The organism is Methylomagnum sp. (genome assembly GCF_054333355.1).
Map to the genome: position 1 here is coordinate 1 of NZ_JBTEKS010000041.1, position 19,143 is coordinate 19,143.

At 59.3% G+C, this 19,143-nt stretch carries 17 protein-coding genes; 11 read left to right on the forward strand and 6 right to left on the reverse strand.

Features of this window, described 5'->3' with window-relative positions; translation table 11 throughout:
* The coding region (locus ACXWUF_RS05370) for a sensor histidine kinase (RefSeq protein WP_458493637.1) at positions 1 to 1,567 on the reverse strand (1,567 nt) is incomplete at its 3' end.
* 371 nt (positions 1,568 to 1,938) lie between these two features.
* Here ACXWUF_RS05370 and sucC point away from each other — a divergent pair.
* The 4 genes from sucC (at position 1,939) to ACXWUF_RS05390 (ending at position 5,834) form a co-directional block, all read left to right on the forward strand.
* A complete protein-coding gene (sucC, locus tag ACXWUF_RS05375; RefSeq protein WP_458493638.1) occupies positions 1,939 to 3,099 on the forward strand; it encodes an ADP-forming succinate--CoA ligase subunit beta in 1,161 nt (386 codons plus the stop codon).
* The gene (gene sucD, locus ACXWUF_RS05380; RefSeq protein ID WP_458493639.1) at positions 3,096 to 3,965 is read left to right on the forward strand and encodes a succinate--CoA ligase subunit alpha; all 870 of its coding nucleotides are present in this window, start codon (positions 3,096 to 3,098) and stop codon (positions 3,963 to 3,965) included. The genes sucC and sucD overlap by 4 nt, the downstream gene beginning before the upstream one ends.
* 71 nt (positions 3,966 to 4,036) lie before the next feature.
* A complete protein-coding gene (locus ACXWUF_RS05385; RefSeq protein WP_458493640.1) occupies positions 4,037 to 5,254 on the forward strand; it encodes an AAA family ATPase in 1,218 nt (405 codons plus the stop codon).
* Between the two features lie 13 nt (positions 5,255 to 5,267).
* The gene (locus ACXWUF_RS05390) at positions 5,268 to 5,834 is read left to right on the forward strand and encodes a DUF4276 family protein (RefSeq protein ID WP_458493652.1); all 567 of its coding nucleotides are present in this window, start codon (positions 5,268 to 5,270) and stop codon (positions 5,832 to 5,834) included.
* A 13-nt stretch (positions 5,835 to 5,847) separates the two neighbouring features.
* On the opposite strand, the gene ACXWUF_RS05395 is transcribed toward ACXWUF_RS05390, so the two are convergent.
* The 3 genes from ACXWUF_RS05395 to ACXWUF_RS05405 all read right to left on the reverse strand — a co-directional run bounded on the left by ACXWUF_RS05395 (position 5,848) and on the right by ACXWUF_RS05405 (position 7,974).
* Complete coding sequence (locus ACXWUF_RS05395) at positions 5,848 to 6,402, reverse strand: NUDIX hydrolase (protein WP_458493641.1); 555 nt, start codon at positions 6,400 to 6,402, stop codon at positions 5,848 to 5,850.
* A 69-nt stretch (positions 6,403 to 6,471) separates the two neighbouring features.
* On the reverse strand, positions 6,472 to 6,909 hold the full coding sequence (locus ACXWUF_RS05400) for an Rsd/AlgQ family anti-sigma factor (RefSeq protein WP_458493642.1): 438 nt from the start codon (positions 6,907 to 6,909) through the stop codon (positions 6,472 to 6,474).
* 111 nt (positions 6,910 to 7,020) lie between these two features.
* Positions 7,021 to 7,974 carry a serine/threonine protein kinase gene (locus ACXWUF_RS05405; RefSeq protein WP_458493643.1) on the reverse strand — a complete coding sequence of 318 codons (954 nt, stop codon included), beginning with the start codon at positions 7,972 to 7,974 and terminating at the stop codon, positions 7,021 to 7,023.
* A 68-nt stretch (positions 7,975 to 8,042) separates the two neighbouring features.
* Between ACXWUF_RS05405 and ACXWUF_RS05410 the strand changes: the two genes are divergently transcribed.
* The 7 genes from ACXWUF_RS05410 (at position 8,043) to ACXWUF_RS05440 (ending at position 16,666) form a co-directional block, all read left to right on the forward strand.
* Positions 8,043 to 8,900 carry a YicC/YloC family endoribonuclease gene (locus ACXWUF_RS05410; RefSeq protein WP_458493644.1) on the forward strand — a complete coding sequence of 286 codons (858 nt, stop codon included), beginning with the start codon at positions 8,043 to 8,045 and terminating at the stop codon, positions 8,898 to 8,900.
* A complete protein-coding gene (locus ACXWUF_RS05415) occupies positions 8,897 to 9,178 on the forward strand; it encodes a DUF1902 domain-containing protein (RefSeq protein ID WP_458493645.1) in 282 nt (93 codons plus the stop codon). The genes ACXWUF_RS05410 and ACXWUF_RS05415 overlap by 4 nt, the downstream gene beginning before the upstream one ends.
* The gene (locus ACXWUF_RS05420; protein WP_458493653.1) at positions 9,178 to 9,375 is read left to right on the forward strand and encodes a type II toxin-antitoxin system HicA family toxin; all 198 of its coding nucleotides are present in this window, start codon (positions 9,178 to 9,180) and stop codon (positions 9,373 to 9,375) included. The genes ACXWUF_RS05415 and ACXWUF_RS05420 overlap by 1 nt, the downstream gene beginning before the upstream one ends.
* A 257-nt stretch (positions 9,376 to 9,632) precedes the next feature.
* Positions 9,633 to 12,557: a class I SAM-dependent DNA methyltransferase gene (locus ACXWUF_RS05425; protein ID WP_458493646.1), complete on the forward strand. Its 2,925-nt coding sequence runs from the start codon at positions 9,633 to 9,635 to the stop codon at positions 12,555 to 12,557.
* A 335-nt stretch (positions 12,558 to 12,892) separates the two neighbouring features.
* Positions 12,893 to 13,432, forward strand: a complete 540-nt coding sequence (locus tag ACXWUF_RS05430; RefSeq protein WP_458493647.1) for a hypothetical protein — start codon at positions 12,893 to 12,895, stop codon at positions 13,430 to 13,432.
* Positions 13,433 to 13,676: 244 nt separating this feature from the next.
* On the forward strand, positions 13,677 to 14,183 hold the full coding sequence (locus ACXWUF_RS05435) for an IS630 family transposase (protein WP_458493648.1): 507 nt from the start codon (positions 13,677 to 13,679) through the stop codon (positions 14,181 to 14,183).
* Positions 14,184 to 14,533: 350 nt separating this feature from the next.
* Positions 14,534 to 16,666: a catalase gene (locus tag ACXWUF_RS05440; protein WP_458493649.1), complete on the forward strand. Its 2,133-nt coding sequence runs from the start codon at positions 14,534 to 14,536 to the stop codon at positions 16,664 to 16,666.
* A gap of 38 nt (positions 16,667 to 16,704) precedes the next feature.
* Here ACXWUF_RS05440 and ACXWUF_RS05445 read toward each other — a convergent pair whose 3' ends face one another.
* Together ACXWUF_RS05445 and argS are read right to left on the reverse strand one after the other, a co-directional pair.
* On the reverse strand, positions 16,705 to 17,346 hold the full coding sequence (locus ACXWUF_RS05445) for an SPOR domain-containing protein (protein WP_458493650.1): 642 nt from the start codon (positions 17,344 to 17,346) through the stop codon (positions 16,705 to 16,707).
* Between the two features lie 3 nt (positions 17,347 to 17,349).
* Entirely contained in the window at positions 17,350 to 19,110 is a 1,761-nt protein-coding gene (argS, locus tag ACXWUF_RS05450) for an arginine--tRNA ligase (protein WP_458493651.1), read from the reverse strand.
* Between the last annotated feature and the right edge of the window lie 33 nt (positions 19,111 to 19,143).

A 19,143-nucleotide genomic window follows, 5' to 3' on the forward strand; every position in this document is an offset into this window, starting at 1 on the left:
CGCCCTCGCCCATATCCGAATATTCCAGCCGGGCCTGATTCAATTCCGCCAGCTCGCGGGCGATGTACAACCCCAGCCCGGTGCCGGTGTGGGAGGTGGTGAAGAATGGCTCGAACAGGTTCAAGGCCGTCTTGGCGTCGATGGGCGGCGCATGATCCAGGATGTCGAGGCAGACCATGCCCTGCCGGGGCAGTATCCGCCAAGTGATCGGACCCACTTCGGGGTTGCCGTACTTGAGGGCGTTGGAGCCGAGGTTTTCGAGTATCTGCTGCAAGTGACTGGGATCGGCCAAGCCCCAGAACTCCTCCGCCTTGGGATCCAGCCGGAAGCAGGCGGGATCGACGCCGTGCTGAACCCCGAAGTCCCGCAGGAACTCCGCGAGGGTCGCCACCAACGGGAGCTTCTCGCGATGCGCCTCGCCCCGCCGGGAAATTTGCAGCACGTTCTCGATGACGGAATTCAGCCGGGCCGAATGCTCAAGGATGATGTCTATCAACCGCCGATCCTGTTTTCCCAAAACAGGGCTTTCCGCCAGGAGTTGGCTGGCGTGGCTGATGGCACCCAGAGGATTGCGGATTTCGTGGGCGATGCTGGCCGCCAGCCGGCCCAGCGAGGCCAGCTTGCTGTGCTGCACGCGGCCACTGTGCAGGGCGCTGTCCTCCAAAAAAATCATGTGGATGGGTGGCCGCGCCTGACCGAGCCGGGTGAAGCGGACATGGATCGGCGGCAGCCCGTCGATCTTCAGGAGCGTCTGGCCGCGCCCGGAATCCGCCAGCCAGTCCCGGAAGGCTTGCGCCAAATACGGGCTGACGCTTGCCAGGAACGGTCGCCCCGGCGGGATGGGCAGCAGCCTTGCGGCGGACTCGTTGGACAGGCGCAGGCGGCCATGTTCGTCCACCACCAGGATGCCCGATTGCATGTTCTGGATGACGAACTCGTTGATCTGCTGGAGATTGGCGATGTCCGCGCTTTGCCGCTCGGCGAGTGCTTCGGTGCGTTCCGCCCGCCGCGCCAGCACCACGGCCAGCACCGCGATGCCGAAATAGGACGCGCCCAGCATCCCGGCATAGGTGAAGTGGGTTTGCTCGAACAGCCCGGCCAAATCGGCGTACACCTCCTCCGCCAGCACGGCCACGCTCGCCAAGGCCGCGAACGCCAGGGCGCAGCGCCCGCCAATGAGGATGCCGCCCGCCGCCACCGTCAAGCCCAGCATCACCCCGACCCCGCTGGCGACGCCCCCCGAGGCGTGCATGATGAAGGGAATCAGGGCGATATCGACCAGCACTTGGAACTGCGCTTGCACACTGAACGAGGGCCGCCGCAGCAGCATGGGCATGGCCGAGAGGAAGATCGAGACGAGGTAGATGGACGCGACCGTCGCGTATAGCTCGGGAAAATAGCGCCCCAAGGAGGCTGGCAAGACCTGCAAGAAGAACAGGAACGCGAGGATGCTGCCGACCATCAGCCGGTACAGGAAGAACACCGTCAGCGATTGCCAGGCCTGGTCCTCGTCGATGAGGTAGCGTTTCGAGAAGGGACAGGGGGCGATTTTTTTGTTGGCGGACATGGCCGGTTACGGAGGGGGCGGGGAAAGCGGCGCATCGTACCTTTGAACGGGTGGGGTGCCAACCGTGGGCGACCGGCGCTGGCCCGGGCGTTTTGTGCTTTTGCGGCGGCACCTTGAACCGTCCGATCTTTCTGGCTTCCAATCGCCAGGCTGGGAATCCGGTGTGGCAGGCTCCAGTTCGCCGCGCTCCATCCGCACGAAGGCGAACATAAAGAATGAAAAGCTATATTCCTACCCGCTTCGATGCGGTTTAAGGACCGCTCGCTTAGAATACCCCGCACCCCAAACCGCGTGGCGAGCCGCTATCAATGCGCCCGCCCGAGCGGCACGGATTGCCGGGTTGGGCACTTCTTTTTCCAGGGAGCATCCGAATGAACCTACACGAATATCAAGCGAAGCAACTCTTCGCGCAGTATGGGATTCCCGTCCCGACCGGCCAGCCCGCCTTTTCGGGGCACGAAGCCGCCGCCGCCGCCACCGCAATCGGCGGCGAGCGCTGGGTGGTGAAGGCCCAGGTCCACAGCGGCGGGCGCGGCAAGGCGGGCGGGGTCATCATGGCCGGTAGCGCCGCCGAGACCGAAGCCGCCGCCAACAAGCTGCTCGGCACCCAACTCGTCACCCACCAGAGCGGCGGGCATGGCCTGCCCATCAACGCCGTGATCGTCGAGCAAGTCCGACCCTTGGCGCGGGAGCTTTACCTCAGCGCCGTGGTGGACCGGGGCACGGCCCGCGTGCTGTTCGTCGCGTCGGTGGCGGGCGGCATGGACATCGAGGAAGTCGCCGCCACCGAGCCGGAGAAAATCCTCACCTGCACCGCCGACCCCGCCGCCGGGATTCAGCCCTATCAATGCAGGGAATTCGCCTTCGCGCTGGGTTTGGAAGGCGAGCAAATCGGTGCCCTGACCAAGATCATGTCGGCCATGTACCGGCTGGTGCTGGATAAGGATTTGAGTCAGGTGGAAATCAACCCGCTGGTGGTCACGGGCGATGGGCACTTGGTGGCCCTGGACGCCAAGGTCAACATCGACGACAACGCCCTGTTCGCCCATCCCGACCTCGTGGCGATGCGCGACACCGCCCAGGAGGACGCCACCGAGACCGCCGCCCGTCAGCACGACCTGAGCTACGTCACCCTCGACGGCAGCATCGGCTGCATGGTGAACGGCGCCGGGCTGGCGATGGCGACCCTCGACGTGATTAAGCTGTACGGCGGCGAACCCGCCAACTTCCTCGATGTCGGCGGCGGCACCACGGCGGCCAAGGTCGCCGAGGCGTTCAAGCTGATTCTGGCCGATTCCAAGGTCAAAGCCTTGTTGGTCAACATCTTCGGCGGCATCGTCCGCTGCAACCTCATCGCCGAGGGCATCATCGCGGCGGTGAAGGAAGTCGGCGTGACCATCCCGGTGGTGGTGCGGCTGGAAGGCACCAATGCGGCGGAAGGTTTGAAGTTGCTGGACGAATCGGGTCTGGCGGTCATGACGGCCTCCGATCTGGACGAGGCGGCGAAGAAAGCGGTGGAGGCAGCGCGATGAGCATTTTGATCGACAAGAACACCAAGCTGATTTGCCAGGGCTTCACCGGCAAGCAGGCCACGTTTCATTCCCAGCAATGCCTGGATTACGGCACCCAACTGGTCGGCGGCGTGACGCCGGGCCGGGGCGGACAAACCCATCTGGACCGGCCAGTCTTCAACACCGTGCGGGACGCGGTGCTAGAAACCGGGGCCACCGCCAGCATGATCTACGTGCCGCCGCCCTTCGCCGCCGACGCCATCCTGGAAGCGGCGGATGCGGGCATCAAAATCATCGTCTGCATCACCGAGGGCATTCCGGTCCTGCACATGCTGCGGGTGAAAGCGGCGCTGGCCCATTACGACGCGGTACTGATCGGCCCCAACTGCCCCGGTGTCATCACCCCCGGCGAATGCAAGATCGGCATCATGCCGGGCTTCATCCACCAGCCGGGTTCGGTGGGCATCGTGTCGCGTTCCGGCACGCTGACCTATGAGGCGGTGCATCAGACCACCCGCGCCGGGCTGGGCCAAAGCACCTGCGTCGGCATCGGCGGCGACCCCATCAAAGGCTTGGATTTCATCGACGTGCTGGCCCGCTTCCAGGCCGACGAGCAAACCAAGGGCATCATCATGGTGGGCGAAATCGGCGGCAGCGCTGAAGAGGAAGCCGCCGAGTACATCAAGGCGAACGTCACCAAGCCGATGGTGGGCTACATCGCCGGTCTGACCGCGCCGCCCGGCAAGCGCATGGGCCACGCGGGCGCTATCGTCACCGGCGGCAAGGGCACCGGCGCCAGCAAGGTGTCGGCGTTGCGGGCGGCGGGGGTGGATGTGGTGTCCACGCCGACCGATATGGGGCAGCGGATGAGTGCGTTGTTGGGTTGAGGTGAATGAGGAAACGCGGCCAGTTTGGCCGCGTTTTTGTTTTAGGCTGACGTATTTATCGGATTATTCCCATGGGCATAGAAAGTATCCGCATCGAGAATTTCCGTACTTGCCGTTCGGTGGAATTATCGAACCTTGGGCATTTGACGGTGTTGGTGGGTAGGAATGGGGTGGGGAAGTCGAATATTTTGCAGGGGATTGAGTGGGTAGCAAAAAACGCTTGCTCAAACACTTTTTCAGGACATAAAAAAATCGGCCCATCCAGCCCAGAAAACAAAATAGAAGCAGAAATTTCATTCCAGCCAGAAAAAGACCTTTATTTCTACAAACTTATTTTATCGTTTGAGCAAGGCTCTGGGGCGGAAATCAATTTAAATAGGGAAGAAAGCCTTTCTATTAAGGAACCTAACGAAAAAGAAACCATTTTACTTGACAGAAGAAATGAAAATATTCTTTCCGAAAATGGAACTTTTATTGCCAAGATTGAAAGAAACGCCCCTTTAATTTCTGCGTTGGCGGCAATTCTACCGTCAGAAGAAACGCAAAAGCATATTCTGCCAGCGCTAAGCGTTTTTCGGGGCATAAGGTATTATCCATTAAATGAATTAACTTATCTTTCGGATAACGAAAACCCTGGATTTATATCTCGCTCAGAATACCTGGGATGGCTTGCGTCGAACGCCCCCGTAGATTCAGCAGCTATGCGCTTAATTAATATGTATTTTGAGAGGCGCGATGACTTTGATGAGCTACGCTCAATTTTAGGGGCATCAGGCTTAGACTTAATAAGTAATATTGAGATAGATACCGTGGATTTCTCTCTCAGATGGAAGAGGTTTGGCGATTTATCGTTGGACGATATGCTGTATTACCGAATTTTATTTTGGCCTAGCAAGGAAGGATGGAAAAACGCTGACAACTCTCCCAGCCTGCTATATCAACATCAATCTTATGGAACCAGAAGGATTCTCCGCCTCCTCGTATCTATCTTTTATGACAAAAACTCAGTCTACCTATTCGAGCAACCCGAAGACGGCATTCACCCCGATTTATTAAGAAAGCTAATCGACGTACTACGGGCCTATTCCGACAAAGGCCAAATTATCATGGCGAGCCATTCGTCGGCGTTATTGGATTTGCTCCGCCCCGAAGAAGTTAGATTAGTCACCATGAGCAAAGGCGAAACCCAAGTGCGGGCGCTCTCGGATGTGGAATTGGAAGGCGCCAAACTATTCCTGGAAAACGATGGACCGCTTTCGGAATATTTAAGCCTGCTGTCGGAGGATTAAATTGTACGGGGTATTGGGGGAAGACAAATCCGACGTGGAAACCATCAAGGTTTTAATCCATCGGCTCCACGAAAAGCACGGCATACCAAAAACTCAGATTCGCGGAACCGGCTATACCGGCATCGCCGAACTGCTGAAACATGGGGCGAGGGGATTAACCTCGCTGGCCCATATCGGCTGCGCCAAGTTTGTCGTGGTCTGCGACGCGGATCAAAAAGACGTTGCCATTATTCGCGGCAAAATTTCGGAGAAGATTATCCGCCCATCCAAAACATCCGGGTGTGTGTGCATCGTCATTGCAGTACAAGAAATCGAAGCGTGGCTATTGGCGGACATTCAAGCCGTTTCCCAGATATTTACCGGCTGGAAGCCGAAAGAAATACCCAGCCCGGAATCCATCGCCAGTCCCAAGGAGTATCTCGAAAAATTAAGCCGCAAAGACAACGGCAAACCCCGATACAGTCACGCCACCCATAATCCCCAACTCGCGCAACACGTAAACTTAGACTTAGTCTCCCACCGCTGCCAATCCTTCAAGCCGCTGGAAAACCTGATAATGACAGGAAAAGGGAATCTTTAGAAACGCGGAAAAATCACCCCCGCCGCATCCGCCGACTATCCGGCCCAATATCCTCAAGCCGGAATTCAAACCCGCCATTGCGGCGGTCCTCGAAGAATAACTTCAGCGCCCGATACACGGTTTCAAACGATAGCTCGTCCCAGGGAATCTCCTCCTCCCGGAACAAGCGCACCTCCAGACTCTCCGGCCCGGCGGAGAAGCGCTCCTCGATCATCCTGGCGCGGAAGAACACATACACCTGCGAGATATGCGGCAGGCTGAACAGCGTGTACAGCGGCTCCAACTCCACCTCCACATTGGCCTCCTCGCGGGCCTCGCGGCGGGCCGCTTCCCCCAGCGATTCCCCCAACTCCATGAAGCCAGCGGGCAGGGTCCAGTAGCCCAGGCGCGGCTCGATGGCCCGTCGGCACAGCAACACCCGGTCGCCCCACACCGGGATGCAACCGGCGATCAGCTTGGGATTCTGGTAATGGATGACGCCACAGTCAGCGCAGATGTGGCGCTCGCGGTCGTCGCCCTCGGGAATTCCCTGATGCAGCGAACCCCCGCAGTAATTGCAAAATTTCATGGGCCGTGGGAACTGGAGTGCCGGGAAAACAGGACGGGACGTGGCAGGAGAACGATCCGCCGAACGGCCCTACGAGGTCATCGCCGCCAGCAATTGATCTTCCAGATCGTTGCGGGTCGCCAATTCCTCGCCCAGCCTGGACAAGTCCTCGGCCAAGTGGGCGCTCACCTCATCGCCCGACAAATTTTCGTATTTGTCATTGAACGCCACCGCCGCGTCGGTGGCCTCGGCGATGCGGTCGTAAATTTGCTCGGCGACTTCCCGGACCCGCTGGCGCCGCTCGGTGCCATCGTGAATCCGCTGATAAATGCCGAAATGGCCCAGCGAGATGTAGTCGATCAACAACTGGCAGAAATCCCGCAGCTTTGAGTCCAAGCCTTCCCCCGCGCTAAAGGGCTGCATTTCGCCTATGGCGCAATAAAGGGTCCAGACCTGTTGCCGTTCCGTCAGCAATTCACCGACGATGTGACGGGTTTGTTCGCGACGTTCTTGGATGCTTTCGGCCATCGGGAGATTTCCTGCTTCGGTTGCTGTGATCGACAGCATACTTTATGCCATCTGGCGAAGCGGGACAATTGCTCTGATGGGGGCGGGAAGGAAAAGCAGGATTTTTCGCGCTCAGGACGACGACTTGTCGCGGGCGGGCGGCTCGACGGACAGGGCGTAGAGGAAGGCTTCCACCGATTGCGGGCGCTCCTCGGGGACGACGGACATGGCCCAGTCGATGGCTTCAAGCAGGGCGGGCGAATACTTGCGCCTGAAGGCTTTGGCGGCGGGCACCAGCGTGTCCGACGCGGTCCGCTCCGGCGACGGGGGCGGGAACATGCCATCCAGGCACATGCGCATCGTGGCACCGACGGCGTAGATGTCGCTCCACGGGCCGAGGATGCCATCGGCGTCGTACTGCTCGACGGGGGAAAAGCCGTTGCTCAACACCTTGCCGGTGCGCGCCCGCTCGACGTAGGGGAAGGGCTGGGAGGCGCCGAAGTCGAGCAGCAGGGGATCGCCCCCGGAGCGGATCAGGACGTTGTGGGGCTTGATGTCGAGGTGCAGCAGGCCGTTGTCGTGGATGACCCGGACGCCGTCCAGAAGGGGCGGAAACACTTGCAGAAGGAATTGCTCGCTGACCCCGCCCTTGCGCTCCTTGAGCAGATATTCGCCCAGCACCTTGCCGTATTCGTAGCTCATCACCAAGTAAACGGTGGCGTTGGCGCGGAAGAAGTTCAACACCTCGACGATGTTGCGGTGCTTGAAGCGGGTCAGCACCTTGGCCTCCTCCAAGAACAACTGGCGTCCCTGCAAGAAATGCCGGCGGGAGTCGTCGCCCTTCGGCACCACCTCGCCCTGGTCGTTGCGGTGGGCCAGGCGGCGCGGCAGGTATTCCTTGATGGCGACCTGCATCTGGTCTTCCAGTTGGCGTGCGATATACACCGAGCTAAAGCCGCCCCCCGCCAGGGGGCGCTCGATGATGTACTGGTCGATGATGGTACCGGGCGGCAAGAAATACAAACTCGCCGAATCGTCGTCCGACTCAGGCTTGGCTGCATGGTGCCCGAATATGGGTTTTCTCATGGGCGGGTTGGGCTTACCATCTAACGCTTTTCAGCAATCCAACAAGTATAAGCAACATGATACGGAGTATGACAGCTTTTGCCGGGGCCGAAAGGGAAATAGTTGGCTGGCTTTTTTCCTGGGAAGTGCGCTCGGTCAATCATCGCTACCTCGACATTTCCCTGCGCCTGCCCGACGCCTTTCGGTTTCTGGAGCCGGAGGTGCGGGGCCGCATCGGCACCGCCATCAAGCGGGGCCGGATCGACGGCTGCCTGTCCTGGAAGAAGACCCAGCAGGGCGAGGCCGCGATCCACGTCAACCGCGCCCTGGTCTCGCAGCTTTTGGCCGCCGCCCGCGAGGTGGAAGCCCTGAGCGCCAAGCCCTTGGCCCCGTTCGACGCCTTCGAGGTGCTGCAATGGCCCGGCGCCCTGCACGAGCCGGAGACCGACCGGGAGCGGCTCGCCGCCGGCATTCTGGACCTGTTGGGCGAAACCTTGCAGAAGGCGGTGGCCTGCCGGGAAAACGAGGGACGCCAACTGGCCGCGCTGGTGGAGGACCGCTGCCTGAAGATCAAGGAACACGCCGCCGCCGCCCGCGTCCGGCTGCCGGTGGTGTTGCAGGCGGTGCGGACCAAGGTGGTCGCCCGGCTCACGGAGATTTCCGCCAATCCCGACAATGATCGGCTGGAACAGGAAATGGTTTACCTCGCCCAGAAATTGGATGTGGCAGAGGAGCTGGACCGGCTCGACACCCATGTCGAGGAGGTGCTGCGCTCGCTCAAGCAGAAAGACCCGGTGGGGCGGCGGCTGGACTTTCTGTTGCAGGAGATGAACCGGGAGGCCAACACGCTGGGCTCAAAATCGGCGGACGTGGAAACCACCCGCGCCTCGGTGGAGATGAAGGTGTTGATTGAGCAGATGCGGGAGCAGATACAGAATATTGAATGATATTCGCGGTATTTCTCCCCTATTTCTTTGGAGATAACCCTATGTCCGAGTATCACATAACTGCTTTTTGGGATGATGAAGCTAAGGTATGGGTAGGCACCAGTGAGGATGTGCCCGGCCTGTGTGCCGAGGCGGCTACTTTGGAAGACTTGATGAATACAGCGGGTGAGCTTATTCCCGAGCTTTTGATTCTGAATGGGGTATTACCGCAAGGGGATACCCGCCCGGTTCCGTACCACATCACGGCGGAGCGTTCGGCCTTGGCGCGGGCTTGTTGATGGGCAGCGGGCTTTATCCTGAGCTTTCCAAGCGATTGCGGGCGGCGGGGTGTTATCCCGTGCGGCAGGGAAAAGGTAGCCATGAAATATGGCAAAGCCCCATCAGCGGGAAATCATTCACGGTGCCGGTGACGGTTCAATCCCGGCGCATGGCAAACGAGATATTGAAACAGGCGGGGTTGCCGAAGGCGTTTTAATTAGGGACGCCACACCTCTCTCGTTCCCGCCAATCACTGAAAGCCGCTAACCATGCGGCCTTTTCATGCCGCGCCGTTTCTGTCGGGAGATTGGACAAGGAACCCACCCCGGATATATCGACAATCGACCCGTCACTGAAACAGAATGGCGCAGGGGGAGAACTCCCGCCCTGCAAGCCCTATTCCCGAGCGATTCCGCCCCCGCCCGTCTATCGCCGATTGGTTTTAACCGTGATTCAACGCACCGAAGATTTGGTATGACACCCGAAGAATTCATTAATAAGTGGAAAGACAGCAAGCTTTCTGAAAAGGCTGGCGCACAGCCTTATTTCCTCGATCTATGCGAGTTGCTGGGCGTGGAAAAACCCCATGATCCCGACAATTATTGCTTTGAGCGGGGCGCGAAAAAGTCGGGGGGCGGCGATGGTTGGGCGGATGTTTGGAAGCGTAAGTTTTTTGGTTGGGAAAACAAAAGGCCGGGCCATCTTAAATCGGCTTTAAAGCAATTGACTGATTATGCCCCGGACTTGGAAGACCCGCCATTATTGGTGGTGTCAGACCGCTTGCGCATCGAGATTCACACCAATTTCCCGGATTATCCCGACGAAACCCGGACTATCTTGCTGGAAGAGATTGGGCAGAAAGAAAATCTCGACATACTGAAATGGGTTTTCACCGATCCGATACGGCTGAGGCCGCTCAAATCGAGAAGAGCCATTACCGAGGAAGCCGCCGGTCAATTCGCGGATATGGCCAAGGCGATGCGCGACCGGGGTTTGGAGGCGGGGCGGGTGGCTCATTTTCTCATTCAATGTTTGTTCTGTATGTTCGCGGAGGATGAGGGGTTATTGCCGGGCAGCGTATTTTCTCACCTGCTTAAAAACGCGGGCAAAGATACGGCATTGGCCGCCAAGAAGCTGACCACGTTATTCACCGCCATGCGTAAGGGTGGGGATTATGGCGACCATGATATTGCCCATTTCAACGGCGGTTTGTTCAAAACCATCGACGTGCCGCCGCTGGAGAAATCCGATCTTTTGGCTTTGGCGAGCGCTTCCGAACGGGATTGGCGGGCGATTGAACCGGCTATTTTCGGGACGCTGTTTGAGCGCGGTTTGAATCCGAATAAGCGCAGCCAATTGGGGGCGCATTATACCGATGTGAAAACCATCAGGCTGTTGATTGACCCGGTGATTTCCCGCCCGTTGTCTGCTGAATGGGAGGCGGCGAAATTGGAGATTGCCGCCGATAAAACCAAGTCCCGGAAGCACGCTAAGAATATATTCCATGGGTTCTTGGAGCGGTTGCGGAATTTCCGGGTGCTTGATCCGGCTTGTGGCTCCGGGAATTTCTTATATTTGGCGTTGACGGCGCTTAAGGATTTGGAGAAGCGGGTGAATCTGGACGCCGAGAAGCTGGGTTTGTTAAAGCAGGTCGGCATCGAGGTTTCTCCGGCGAATGTGTTGGGTTTGGAAATCGAGCCGTATGCGGCTGAGTTGGCCCGTGTGACGGTTTGGATTGGTGAGTTGCAGTGGATGCTTAAAAATAATTATGACTTGGGCCGGAATCCGATTCTTAAGCCGCTGAATACGATTGAAAACCGCGATGCGTTGATGAATGCGGATGGCGGCGAGGCGGCATGGCCGGAGGCGGATGTGATTGTGGGTAATCCGCCGTTTTTGGGGGATAAGAAAATGCTGGGGGAACTTGGAGAAAATTATGTTTCCTGGCTTCGTAAGCTGTATAAGGGGCGGGTTCCGGGCGGGGCGGATTTTTTGACTTATTGGTTTGAGAAGGCACGGGCGCAGATTCAGGCGGGAAAAACTCAGCGGGCTGGATTAGTGGCGACGAATAGTATTCGTGGCGGGGCAAGCCGGAAAGTGTTGGAGCGTATTTGTGAAAGCGGGCGGATATTTGAGGCTTGGAGCGATGAAGATTGGGTTAATGATGGGGCATCGGTAAGGGTGAGTTTGGTGAGCTTTAACGGGATAGATGGCACTGCATCGACTGTCCTTAACGGAACGCCTGCCGCGATTATTTATCCTGATTTAACTGGCGGGGATGAAACCATTTCTGACCTGACTACCGCATTGCCTTTGCCCGAAAACAAAGGCTACTGCTTCGAGGGCATTAAAAAATATGGTGCTTTTGATATTCCCGGAGATACTGCAAGGCATTGGCTAAAAAGCAGCGGAAACCCCAATGGTCTTTCCAATAGCAGTGTACTTCGTCCTTGGATAAATGCCACGGATATTGTTCGCAAGGATTCCGATACGTGGATAATCGACTTTACTGGATTAAGTGAATCAGAAGCGGCTCTTTTTGAGCAACCATTCGAGTATATACTTGAGCAAGTTAAACCCGAACGCGCCAAAGATCGGAATAAGAAGACCCGTGAAAACTGGTGGTTATTTGAACGACCTAGATACGAAATGAGGTTAAAGCTATCAAAAATAGCTCGCTTTATCGTTACCCCCGTTGTTTCAAAGCATCGGATATTTGCGTGGCGTTCATCACCCAATTTGGCAATGAATCTACTCGACGTTATTGCCCGTTCAGACAATACCGCTTTTGGAGTTCTCCATTCCCGCTTCCACGAACTTTGGTCATTGCGGATGTGTACTTGGTTGGGAGTCGGCAACGACCCCCGCTATACCCCAACCACCACTTTTGAAACCTTCCCTTTCCCTGAAGGCATTCTCACAAACCCCGACCCAGACGCCCATTTCTCCGCCATCGCCGAAGCCGCCAAAACCCTGAATGAACACCGGGAAAACTGGCTGAATCCAAAAGAATGGGTGGATTGGGTGCGCACCAAGGAAGAAGAAGCCGCCGGATTTCCATTACGCCCCGTCGCCAAACCCGGCTTTGAGGCCGACCTTAAAAAGCGCACGCTGACCAACCTTTATAACGAGCGGCCAGCCTGGTTAATAAGCGCCCATCAAACCCTCGATAAAGCCGTCGCCAAAGCCTATGGCTGGGATAACTACACGCCAGAATGGACGGATAAGGATATTTTGCGGCGATTGCTGGCGCTGAATTTGGAACGCGCAAAAAACCAAACCGCGCCCGCCGCTCAACCGATTGAAACCATCGAAAGCGAAGAATCCGGGGACGATTCCGTGCCACCGGAACCTAAAGCCGCCCGCCCCGCCCGGACCAAGAAAAAGGCCGGGGATTGACACAACGCGGTGGGTTAGTTCCCGTGGGGTGGGCATGTACTCATGCCCACAATCAGGCAGTGACGTAGGGTGGATAAGCGAAGCGCATCCACCCAACCAGCATCGCGGTATCTTTACGCCCAGATTCCGTCCGGCGTGATGATGCTCCATACCCGAGTTTCCATGTCGGGAGTGGGCGGAAATAAACCCTCACGGGTGAATACCGTTCGCCGTTCTTTTGGCGGTTTCGAGACTCCCGGCTCCCCTTTTCTTGGGGCGTTCCAAACTCGAAAATCCAAAGGAGGCAGTCATGCCTAACCCCACTCTCCGTATCTCCCGCGCCGTGCCCGTCCCACTTGGTTTCGATCCAAGCGGACCTCAACCGCGTTCAAACGCTGGTGCCGCCCGGTTCCCTGCTGTGGCTGTACGCCCACATCGCCAAGCGGGTAATCCGTCTATCCCTGGAAGCCTTGGACCAACCGCCCGCCGCCCGGCTGTCCGTGTGCGCCAAGCCGCGCCCGCGCTTCATGGCCCACTTGGACGCGGCCACCGACAAGGCGCTGTCCGTCGCTTCGCGGGCCATTGACGACCTGTTCCACGCCATGGCGCGGGAATCGGCCCGCCCCGCCGTGGGCGGTGAACTCCCCGGCGGAAGCCCCGGCCACCGCCCGCCGCCCGTCTATCTCGCCTCCGCGCGTCGTCTTGAAGCGCCTTTATGCCTTGAAGCTGTCCGCCCTGTTCAACCAAGAACCAACATCAACTACGTAAAAAACCCCATGAAACACAGACGCGGCGCGGCTTTCCGCGATTTATTCAAAAACCTAAAGGGGGGTATGTCTACAGTTGGTGGAACTGGTGGAACAAAACGCTGTAAGCCACGGATGGCGTGGGTTTAGCTGTTCCACCAAGAAACCGATTTGGTGGAACAGAACTGGCTTTCAACCATCGGCCACCCACGGAAAAGGTTGCTGGAACGCCTAAAGCCACGGATGGCAGGGCTTTGTCAATTCCCGCCGCACAAACTGATCCAGGCCACCACGATAAGCAGAAAGAGTTCTTGGAACAACAGCTTGAGCCTCGCCTGGAGGAGGCAAGGGCCGGTGAACGGAAAGTATTTTTTGTGGATGCCGCGCATTTTGTATGGGCACCCTTCCTAGGCTTCCTATGTATTGGTTCCGGCCCTTCATTCCCGCTCCCTCGGGAAGAAAGCGGTTCAATGTATTGGGTGCGATTGACGCCATCACACACCAGATGGTCACGATAACCAGTCACGAATACATCAATGCCCGGAGCGTATGCGACTTGCTCACGGCCATTGCCGCGGCTGGATTTGATCTTCCAGTCACCCTGGTCATGGACAACGCCAGATGCCAACACGCCAAGCTGGTGAAAGCGCTCGCGGAAGAACTCAATATAGAATTACTGTATTTGCCCGCCTACTCGCCGAACCTGAATGTCATAGAGCGCCTATGGAAATTCATCAGAAAACAGGGCCTGAACTCCAAGTATTACGAAAGCTACGAGCTGTTTCATGCGGCCATTAGTTCGTGTCTTTTGGAGGTCGGGACCGGCGTCCATGCGCCCGAGCTAAAGACCTTTTTGAGGTTGAGGTTTCAGAGGTTTGATAAAGTTTCACTTGTTGGTTAAAGAAGTATAAGCTTTCGCCGCGGCGCCTCCACCCACGCTATAAAACTCCGCTCAATCTAGTCCGCAAGATTACGGCCCCGCCTTAAATCCCCGCCCCGCCGTGAATGGCCCGCCCCGCCCGCCTGTCTAAGCTCGGTGTATACGCAAAATGTCCGATATTCATGGAGTGGGCGAAGGCGCTCTCGTTTTGGGCCGCGTATTTCATGGAAGGAATCCGTGCGGCGTAACCCGCCGAGCCAATTGGAATGGTGGGTTACGGCGCACGGCGGCCTTACCGGAATTATCTGGGTTTTCTTCAGTGCGCCTTCACCCACCCTATAAACCCTAACCCGCACGACAAGGAGTCAGTCATGCCCAATGTCCCCAACCATAAGTTGCCCATTGCCCTAGCCTTGCTCGTGGGCGCCATGAGCCTTTCGGCAGCGTCCCCGGAAAAAGCCCCGCCGCCGGGCGGTCCCAAAGCCCCCGCCGACAGCCAAGTGCCCAGCGTCGCCGAGGGCGGCTATCTGACCACCAACCAAGGCCAGCGGGTCAACGATGACCAGAACACCCTCCGCGCCGGACCCCGTGGCCCGGCCCTGCTGGAAGATTTTCATTTCCGCGAGAAGATCACCCATTTCGACCACGAGCGCATCCCGGAGCGGGTGGTTCACGCCCGGGGCACCGGCGCCCACGGCTATTTCCAGGTCTACCAATCCTTGGCGAAATACACCAAGGCCAAGGTCTTGCAGGATACGGGCGCGAAGACGCCGGTGTTCGTGCGCTTCTCCACCGTCAACGGCTCGCGGGGTTCGGCGGACACGGTGCGGGATGCGCGGGGCTTCGCGGTCAAGTTCTACACCCAGGACGGCGTGTGGGATTTGGTGGGCAACAACATCCCGGTGTTCTTCATCCAGGACGCCATCAAGTTCCCCGACCTGGTCCACGCCTTCAAGCCGGAGCCGGACGACGAGATGCCCCAGGCGTCCACCGCCCACAACAACTTCTGGGATTTCATCGCCAAGACGCCGGAATCCATGCACATGATCATGTGGATCATGTCCGACCGGGCCATCCCGCGCAGCTACCGGATGATGGAAGGCTTCGGCGTCCACACCTTCCGCCTGGTGAACGAGCAGGGCAAATCCACCTTCGTGAAATTCCACTGGAAGCCGCTGCTGGGCGTGCATTCGTTGGTGTGGGACGAATCCCACGAACTCACCGGACGCGACCCGGATTTCCACCGCCGCGATTTGTGGGAGGCCATCGCCGACGGCGCGTTCCCCGAGTACGAACTGGGCGTGCAATTGCTGGGCGAGGACGAGGTCGCCAAGGTGAAGTTCGACATCCTCGACGCCACCAAGATTTGGCCGGAGGACGTGGTGCCGGTCCAGCCGGTCGGCAAGCTGGTGCTGAACAAGAACCCGGACAACTTCTTCGCCGAGACCGAGCAGTCCGCGTTCCACACCGCGCACATCGTGTCCGGCATCGACTTCTCCGACGACCCGTTGTTGCAGGGCCGGAATTTCTCGTACCTGGACACCCAGATCAACCGCTTCGGCACGCCGAACTTCACCCAGTTGCCCATCAACCAGCCCAAGTCGCCGGTCAATAATTTCCAGCAGGACGGCTTCATGCGCTACGACAACCGGCCCGGCAAGGCGAATTACGAGCCGAACACGCTGCCCGGCGGCAACGCCAAGGAAGCCAGCCCCGAGCAAAGTGGTTACGTGACCTACCCGGCACCAGTCCAGGGCAATAAGGTGCGGGAGCGGCCCAAGAGCTTCGACGACCACTACACCCAGGCGGCGCTGTTCTATAACAGCATGTCGCCGCCGGAGCAGGAGCACATCGCCAATGCCTTGAAGTTCGAGTTGGGCAAGGTGACGATGAAAGAGGTTCGGCAACGCATGGTCGATCATTTGGCACAGATCGACGGGGCTTTGGCCGCGAATGTGGCGGGTTACTTGGGACTCACCGCGCCCACCGGACAACCCGCCGCCCGCGCCGGTTCGGCCAAGGGCTTGAGCCAGGAGGAAAGCCCCAAGGGCAACGTGAAGACCCGCCACATCGCCATCCTCGCCGCCGACGGGGTGGACGCCGCCGAGGTCATGCAATTGCAAGCGGCCCTGAAAGCGGCGGGGGCCAAGGCCGACGTGGTGGCGCCGCATTTGGGCGAGATCAAGGGCGCGGGCGGGAAGGCGGTGGCCGTGGACAAGAGCTTCGACACGGCGGACTCGGTGATGTACGACGCCGTGTATCTGCCGGGCGGGAAGGACAGCGTGAACGCCCTGCAAGCGCTCTTAAAGGCCAGCCAGTTCGTCCAGGAAGCCTACGCCCACAAGAAGGCCATCGGGGCCAGCGGGGCGGGCGCGGATTATCTGAAAGCGGCGGGGGTGGGCGCGGCACCGGGCGTGGTCGTCGCGGCCAGCGAGGCGGAGGCGGTGCAGCCGTTCATCGCCGCCGTGGGGCAGCATCGGCATTGGAATCGGGCGGATCGGTAAAGGGTTGGCGATGTGCGCGTGTCCGGCACGCGCACTGGCTACTTCGTCGCCTTCTGCACGACGCTGTCGATCTTGTTGGAGCGGAGGTGCTGTCGGACCTTGTCGGCGTCGGCGAGGGTGGCGTAGGGACCGACCTTGACCCGGAACCAGGCGGTGTTGTCGAGCTTAATCATTTCCAGCTTGGCCTTGACCTTGATCTCGGCCAGGTGCGCCCTGAGCCTCTCGGCGTCGGCTTGGCTGGTGAAGGAACCGGCTTGCAGGAGATAGGTGGTCTCGGGCTTCTTGCCTTGAGCCTCCTCCTCCCGCTTCATGGTCTTGATTTCGTTCTCGGGAATGATGACCTCCTTTTCCGAGAGGATTTTGTAGAAGCTGAAACGAGGCTCTGGAATCGCGGGGGCCGGAGCCGGTTCGGCTTTTTTGCCGTTGGCGGTGGGCTTTTTGCCATCGCCCGGCTTGGCGAGGGGGGTTACGGCAGCGGTGTTCGCTGGCACCGCCTGGACGGTTTCGGGACCGGCGGGCGGCGTGGCGATTTGCCCCTCGGGACGGAAGAACGAATAGTAGGCCAGGGCCGCGAGTCCCGCGACGCCCGCCACCGCCGCGCCCAACATGGACCACAGCCGGGTGTGATTGGGCTTGTGCTGGCGATAGGCGGGAATGCGGTTCTTGTAATCCCTGGACATGATTTACATCGACTCCGGTGAGGATACGTCCAGCAGACTCAGCCCATTGGCGATCACCTGCCGGACGGCGGCGATCAGGTTGAGGCGGGCGTCGCGCAGAGCGGCGTCTTCCACCAAGAACTTGTGGGCGAAGTAATAGGTGTGGAACTCGCCCGCCAGTTCGCGCAGATAATGCAGCAAATGGTGGGGGCTGTGTTGCAGGGCGGATTGCTCCAGCACTTCCGGGTAACGGGCCAAAATCGCCGCCAAACCCGTTTCGTGCGGTTCCACCAAGCGGGTCAGATGTTCCATGCCGCCCGCCAAATCACGCGCCCAGCCTTTTTCATCCAACTCCCGGAACACGCTGCACACGCGGGCGTGGGCGTATTGGACGTAGTAGACCGGGTTCTCGTTGGTGCGGGAGGTCGCCAGCTTGAGGTCGAAATCCATGTGCTGATCGGACTTCCGCATCACGTAGAAGAACCGCGCCGCGTCCTTGCCCACCTCGTTGCGGAGTTGCCGCAGGGTCACGAACTCGCCGGAACGGGTGGACATCTGCACCTTCTCCTCGCCCCGGTACAGCACCGCGAACTGCACCAGCAGCACATCCAGCTTGGCCGGGTCGCCGCCCAGGGCTTGGATGGCGGCCTTCACGCGGGGGATGTAGCCGTGATGGTCGGCGCCCCAGATGTTGATGATCCGGTCGAAACCGCGCTCCAGCTTGTTCATGTGGTAGGCGATGTCGGAGGCGAAATAGGTCATCTGGCCGTTCTCGCGCACCACCACCCGGTCCTTCTCGTCGCCCAGTTGGCTGGACGCGAACCAAGTGGCCCCGTCCTTAATATAGAGGTGGCCCGCCGCTTGGAGCTTTTCCAAGGCCCGCTCCACCGCGCCGGTGTCGGTCAGGCCGCGCTCGGAGAACCACTCCTCGTAGCGCACGCCGAATTCTTCCAAGTCCTGGCGGATGTCGTCGAGGATGCTGACCAGCCCAGCGTCGAACACCGTCCGGTAGCCGTCCGCGCCCAGCAGCGCCTTGGCTTTCGCCACCAGGGCGTCGATGTGGATTTCCTTGTCGCCGCCCTGTGGCTCGTCCGCCGGGATGTCCGCCATGACGTCGGCGACCGGGCGGCGGAAGGTGTCGCCGTGCTGCTTGTGCAGATCGAAGGCGATGGTGCGGACGTACTCGCCGCGATAGCCATTGCTGGGGAAGACCAGGGTTTCGCCGCATTCTTCCAAATACCGCAGCCACACGCTGGCGGCGAGGATGTCCATCTGCCGCCCGGCGTCGTTCACATAGTATTCGCGATGCACGTCGAAGCCGACCGCGCTAAGGAGGTTCGCCACCACCGCGCCGTAAGCCGCGCCGCGCCCGTGGCCGACGTGGAGGGGGCCGGTGGGATTGGCGGAGACGAATTCGACCTGGACCTTGGCGCCCGCGCCGATTTGGCTTTTGCCGAAGTCGTGCCCGGCGTCGTGGATGGCGCGGATGACGCCGAATTGGCTCTGCGGATCGAGGAAGAAGTTGATGAAGCCGGGACCGGCGATTTCCACCTTAACGACCGCCGGGTCGGTTGGGAGGGTGCCGATGATCCTCTCCGCCAGTTGCCGGGGATTGCTGCGGGCGGGTTTCGCCAGGGACCTCGCGAGGTTGGTGGCGAAGTCGCCGTGGGTCGCGTCGCGGGTGCGCTCCACCATGACGGTGGGCTCGATGTCGGCGGGCAGCGCGCCAGCGGTTTTGAGGGCGGTGACGGCGCTTTGCAGCAGGGATTCCAGGCGTTTTTTCATGGGGGAGTTTCGGGCGGGAAGGGATGGCTTTGT

Coding starts and splice junctions, on each gene's coding strand:
- sucC (WP_458493638.1), top strand. CDS start 1,939: ATGAACCTACACGAATATCAAGCGAAGCAACTCTTCGCGCAGTATGGG.
- sucD (WP_458493639.1), top strand. CDS start 3,096: ATGAGCATTTTGATCGACAAGAACACCAAGCTGATTTGCCAGGGCTTC.
- ACXWUF_RS05385 (WP_458493640.1), top strand. CDS start 4,037: ATGGGCATAGAAAGTATCCGCATCGAGAATTTCCGTACTTGCCGTTCG.
- ACXWUF_RS05395 (WP_458493641.1), bottom strand. CDS start 6,402: ATGAAATTTTGCAATTACTGCGGGGGTTCGCTGCATCAGGGAATTCCC.
- ACXWUF_RS05400 (WP_458493642.1), bottom strand. CDS start 6,909: ATGGCCGAAAGCATCCAAGAACGTCGCGAACAAACCCGTCACATCGTC.
- ACXWUF_RS05405 (WP_458493643.1), bottom strand. CDS start 7,974: ATGAGAAAACCCATATTCGGGCACCATGCAGCCAAGCCTGAGTCGGAC.
- ACXWUF_RS05410 (WP_458493644.1), top strand. CDS start 8,043: ATGACAGCTTTTGCCGGGGCCGAAAGGGAAATAGTTGGCTGGCTTTTT.
- ACXWUF_RS05415 (WP_458493645.1), top strand. CDS start 8,897: ATGATATTCGCGGTATTTCTCCCCTATTTCTTTGGAGATAACCCTATG.
- ACXWUF_RS05420 (WP_458493653.1), top strand. CDS start 9,178: ATGGGCAGCGGGCTTTATCCTGAGCTTTCCAAGCGATTGCGGGCGGCG.
- ACXWUF_RS05425 (WP_458493646.1), top strand. CDS start 9,633: ATGACACCCGAAGAATTCATTAATAAGTGGAAAGACAGCAAGCTTTCT.
- ACXWUF_RS05435 (WP_458493648.1), top strand. CDS start 13,677: ATGGGCACCCTTCCTAGGCTTCCTATGTATTGGTTCCGGCCCTTCATT.
- ACXWUF_RS05440 (WP_458493649.1), top strand. CDS start 14,534: ATGCCCAATGTCCCCAACCATAAGTTGCCCATTGCCCTAGCCTTGCTC.
- ACXWUF_RS05445 (WP_458493650.1), bottom strand. CDS start 17,346: ATGTCCAGGGATTACAAGAACCGCATTCCCGCCTATCGCCAGCACAAG.
- argS (WP_458493651.1), bottom strand. CDS start 19,110: ATGAAAAAACGCCTGGAATCCCTGCTGCAAAGCGCCGTCACCGCCCTC.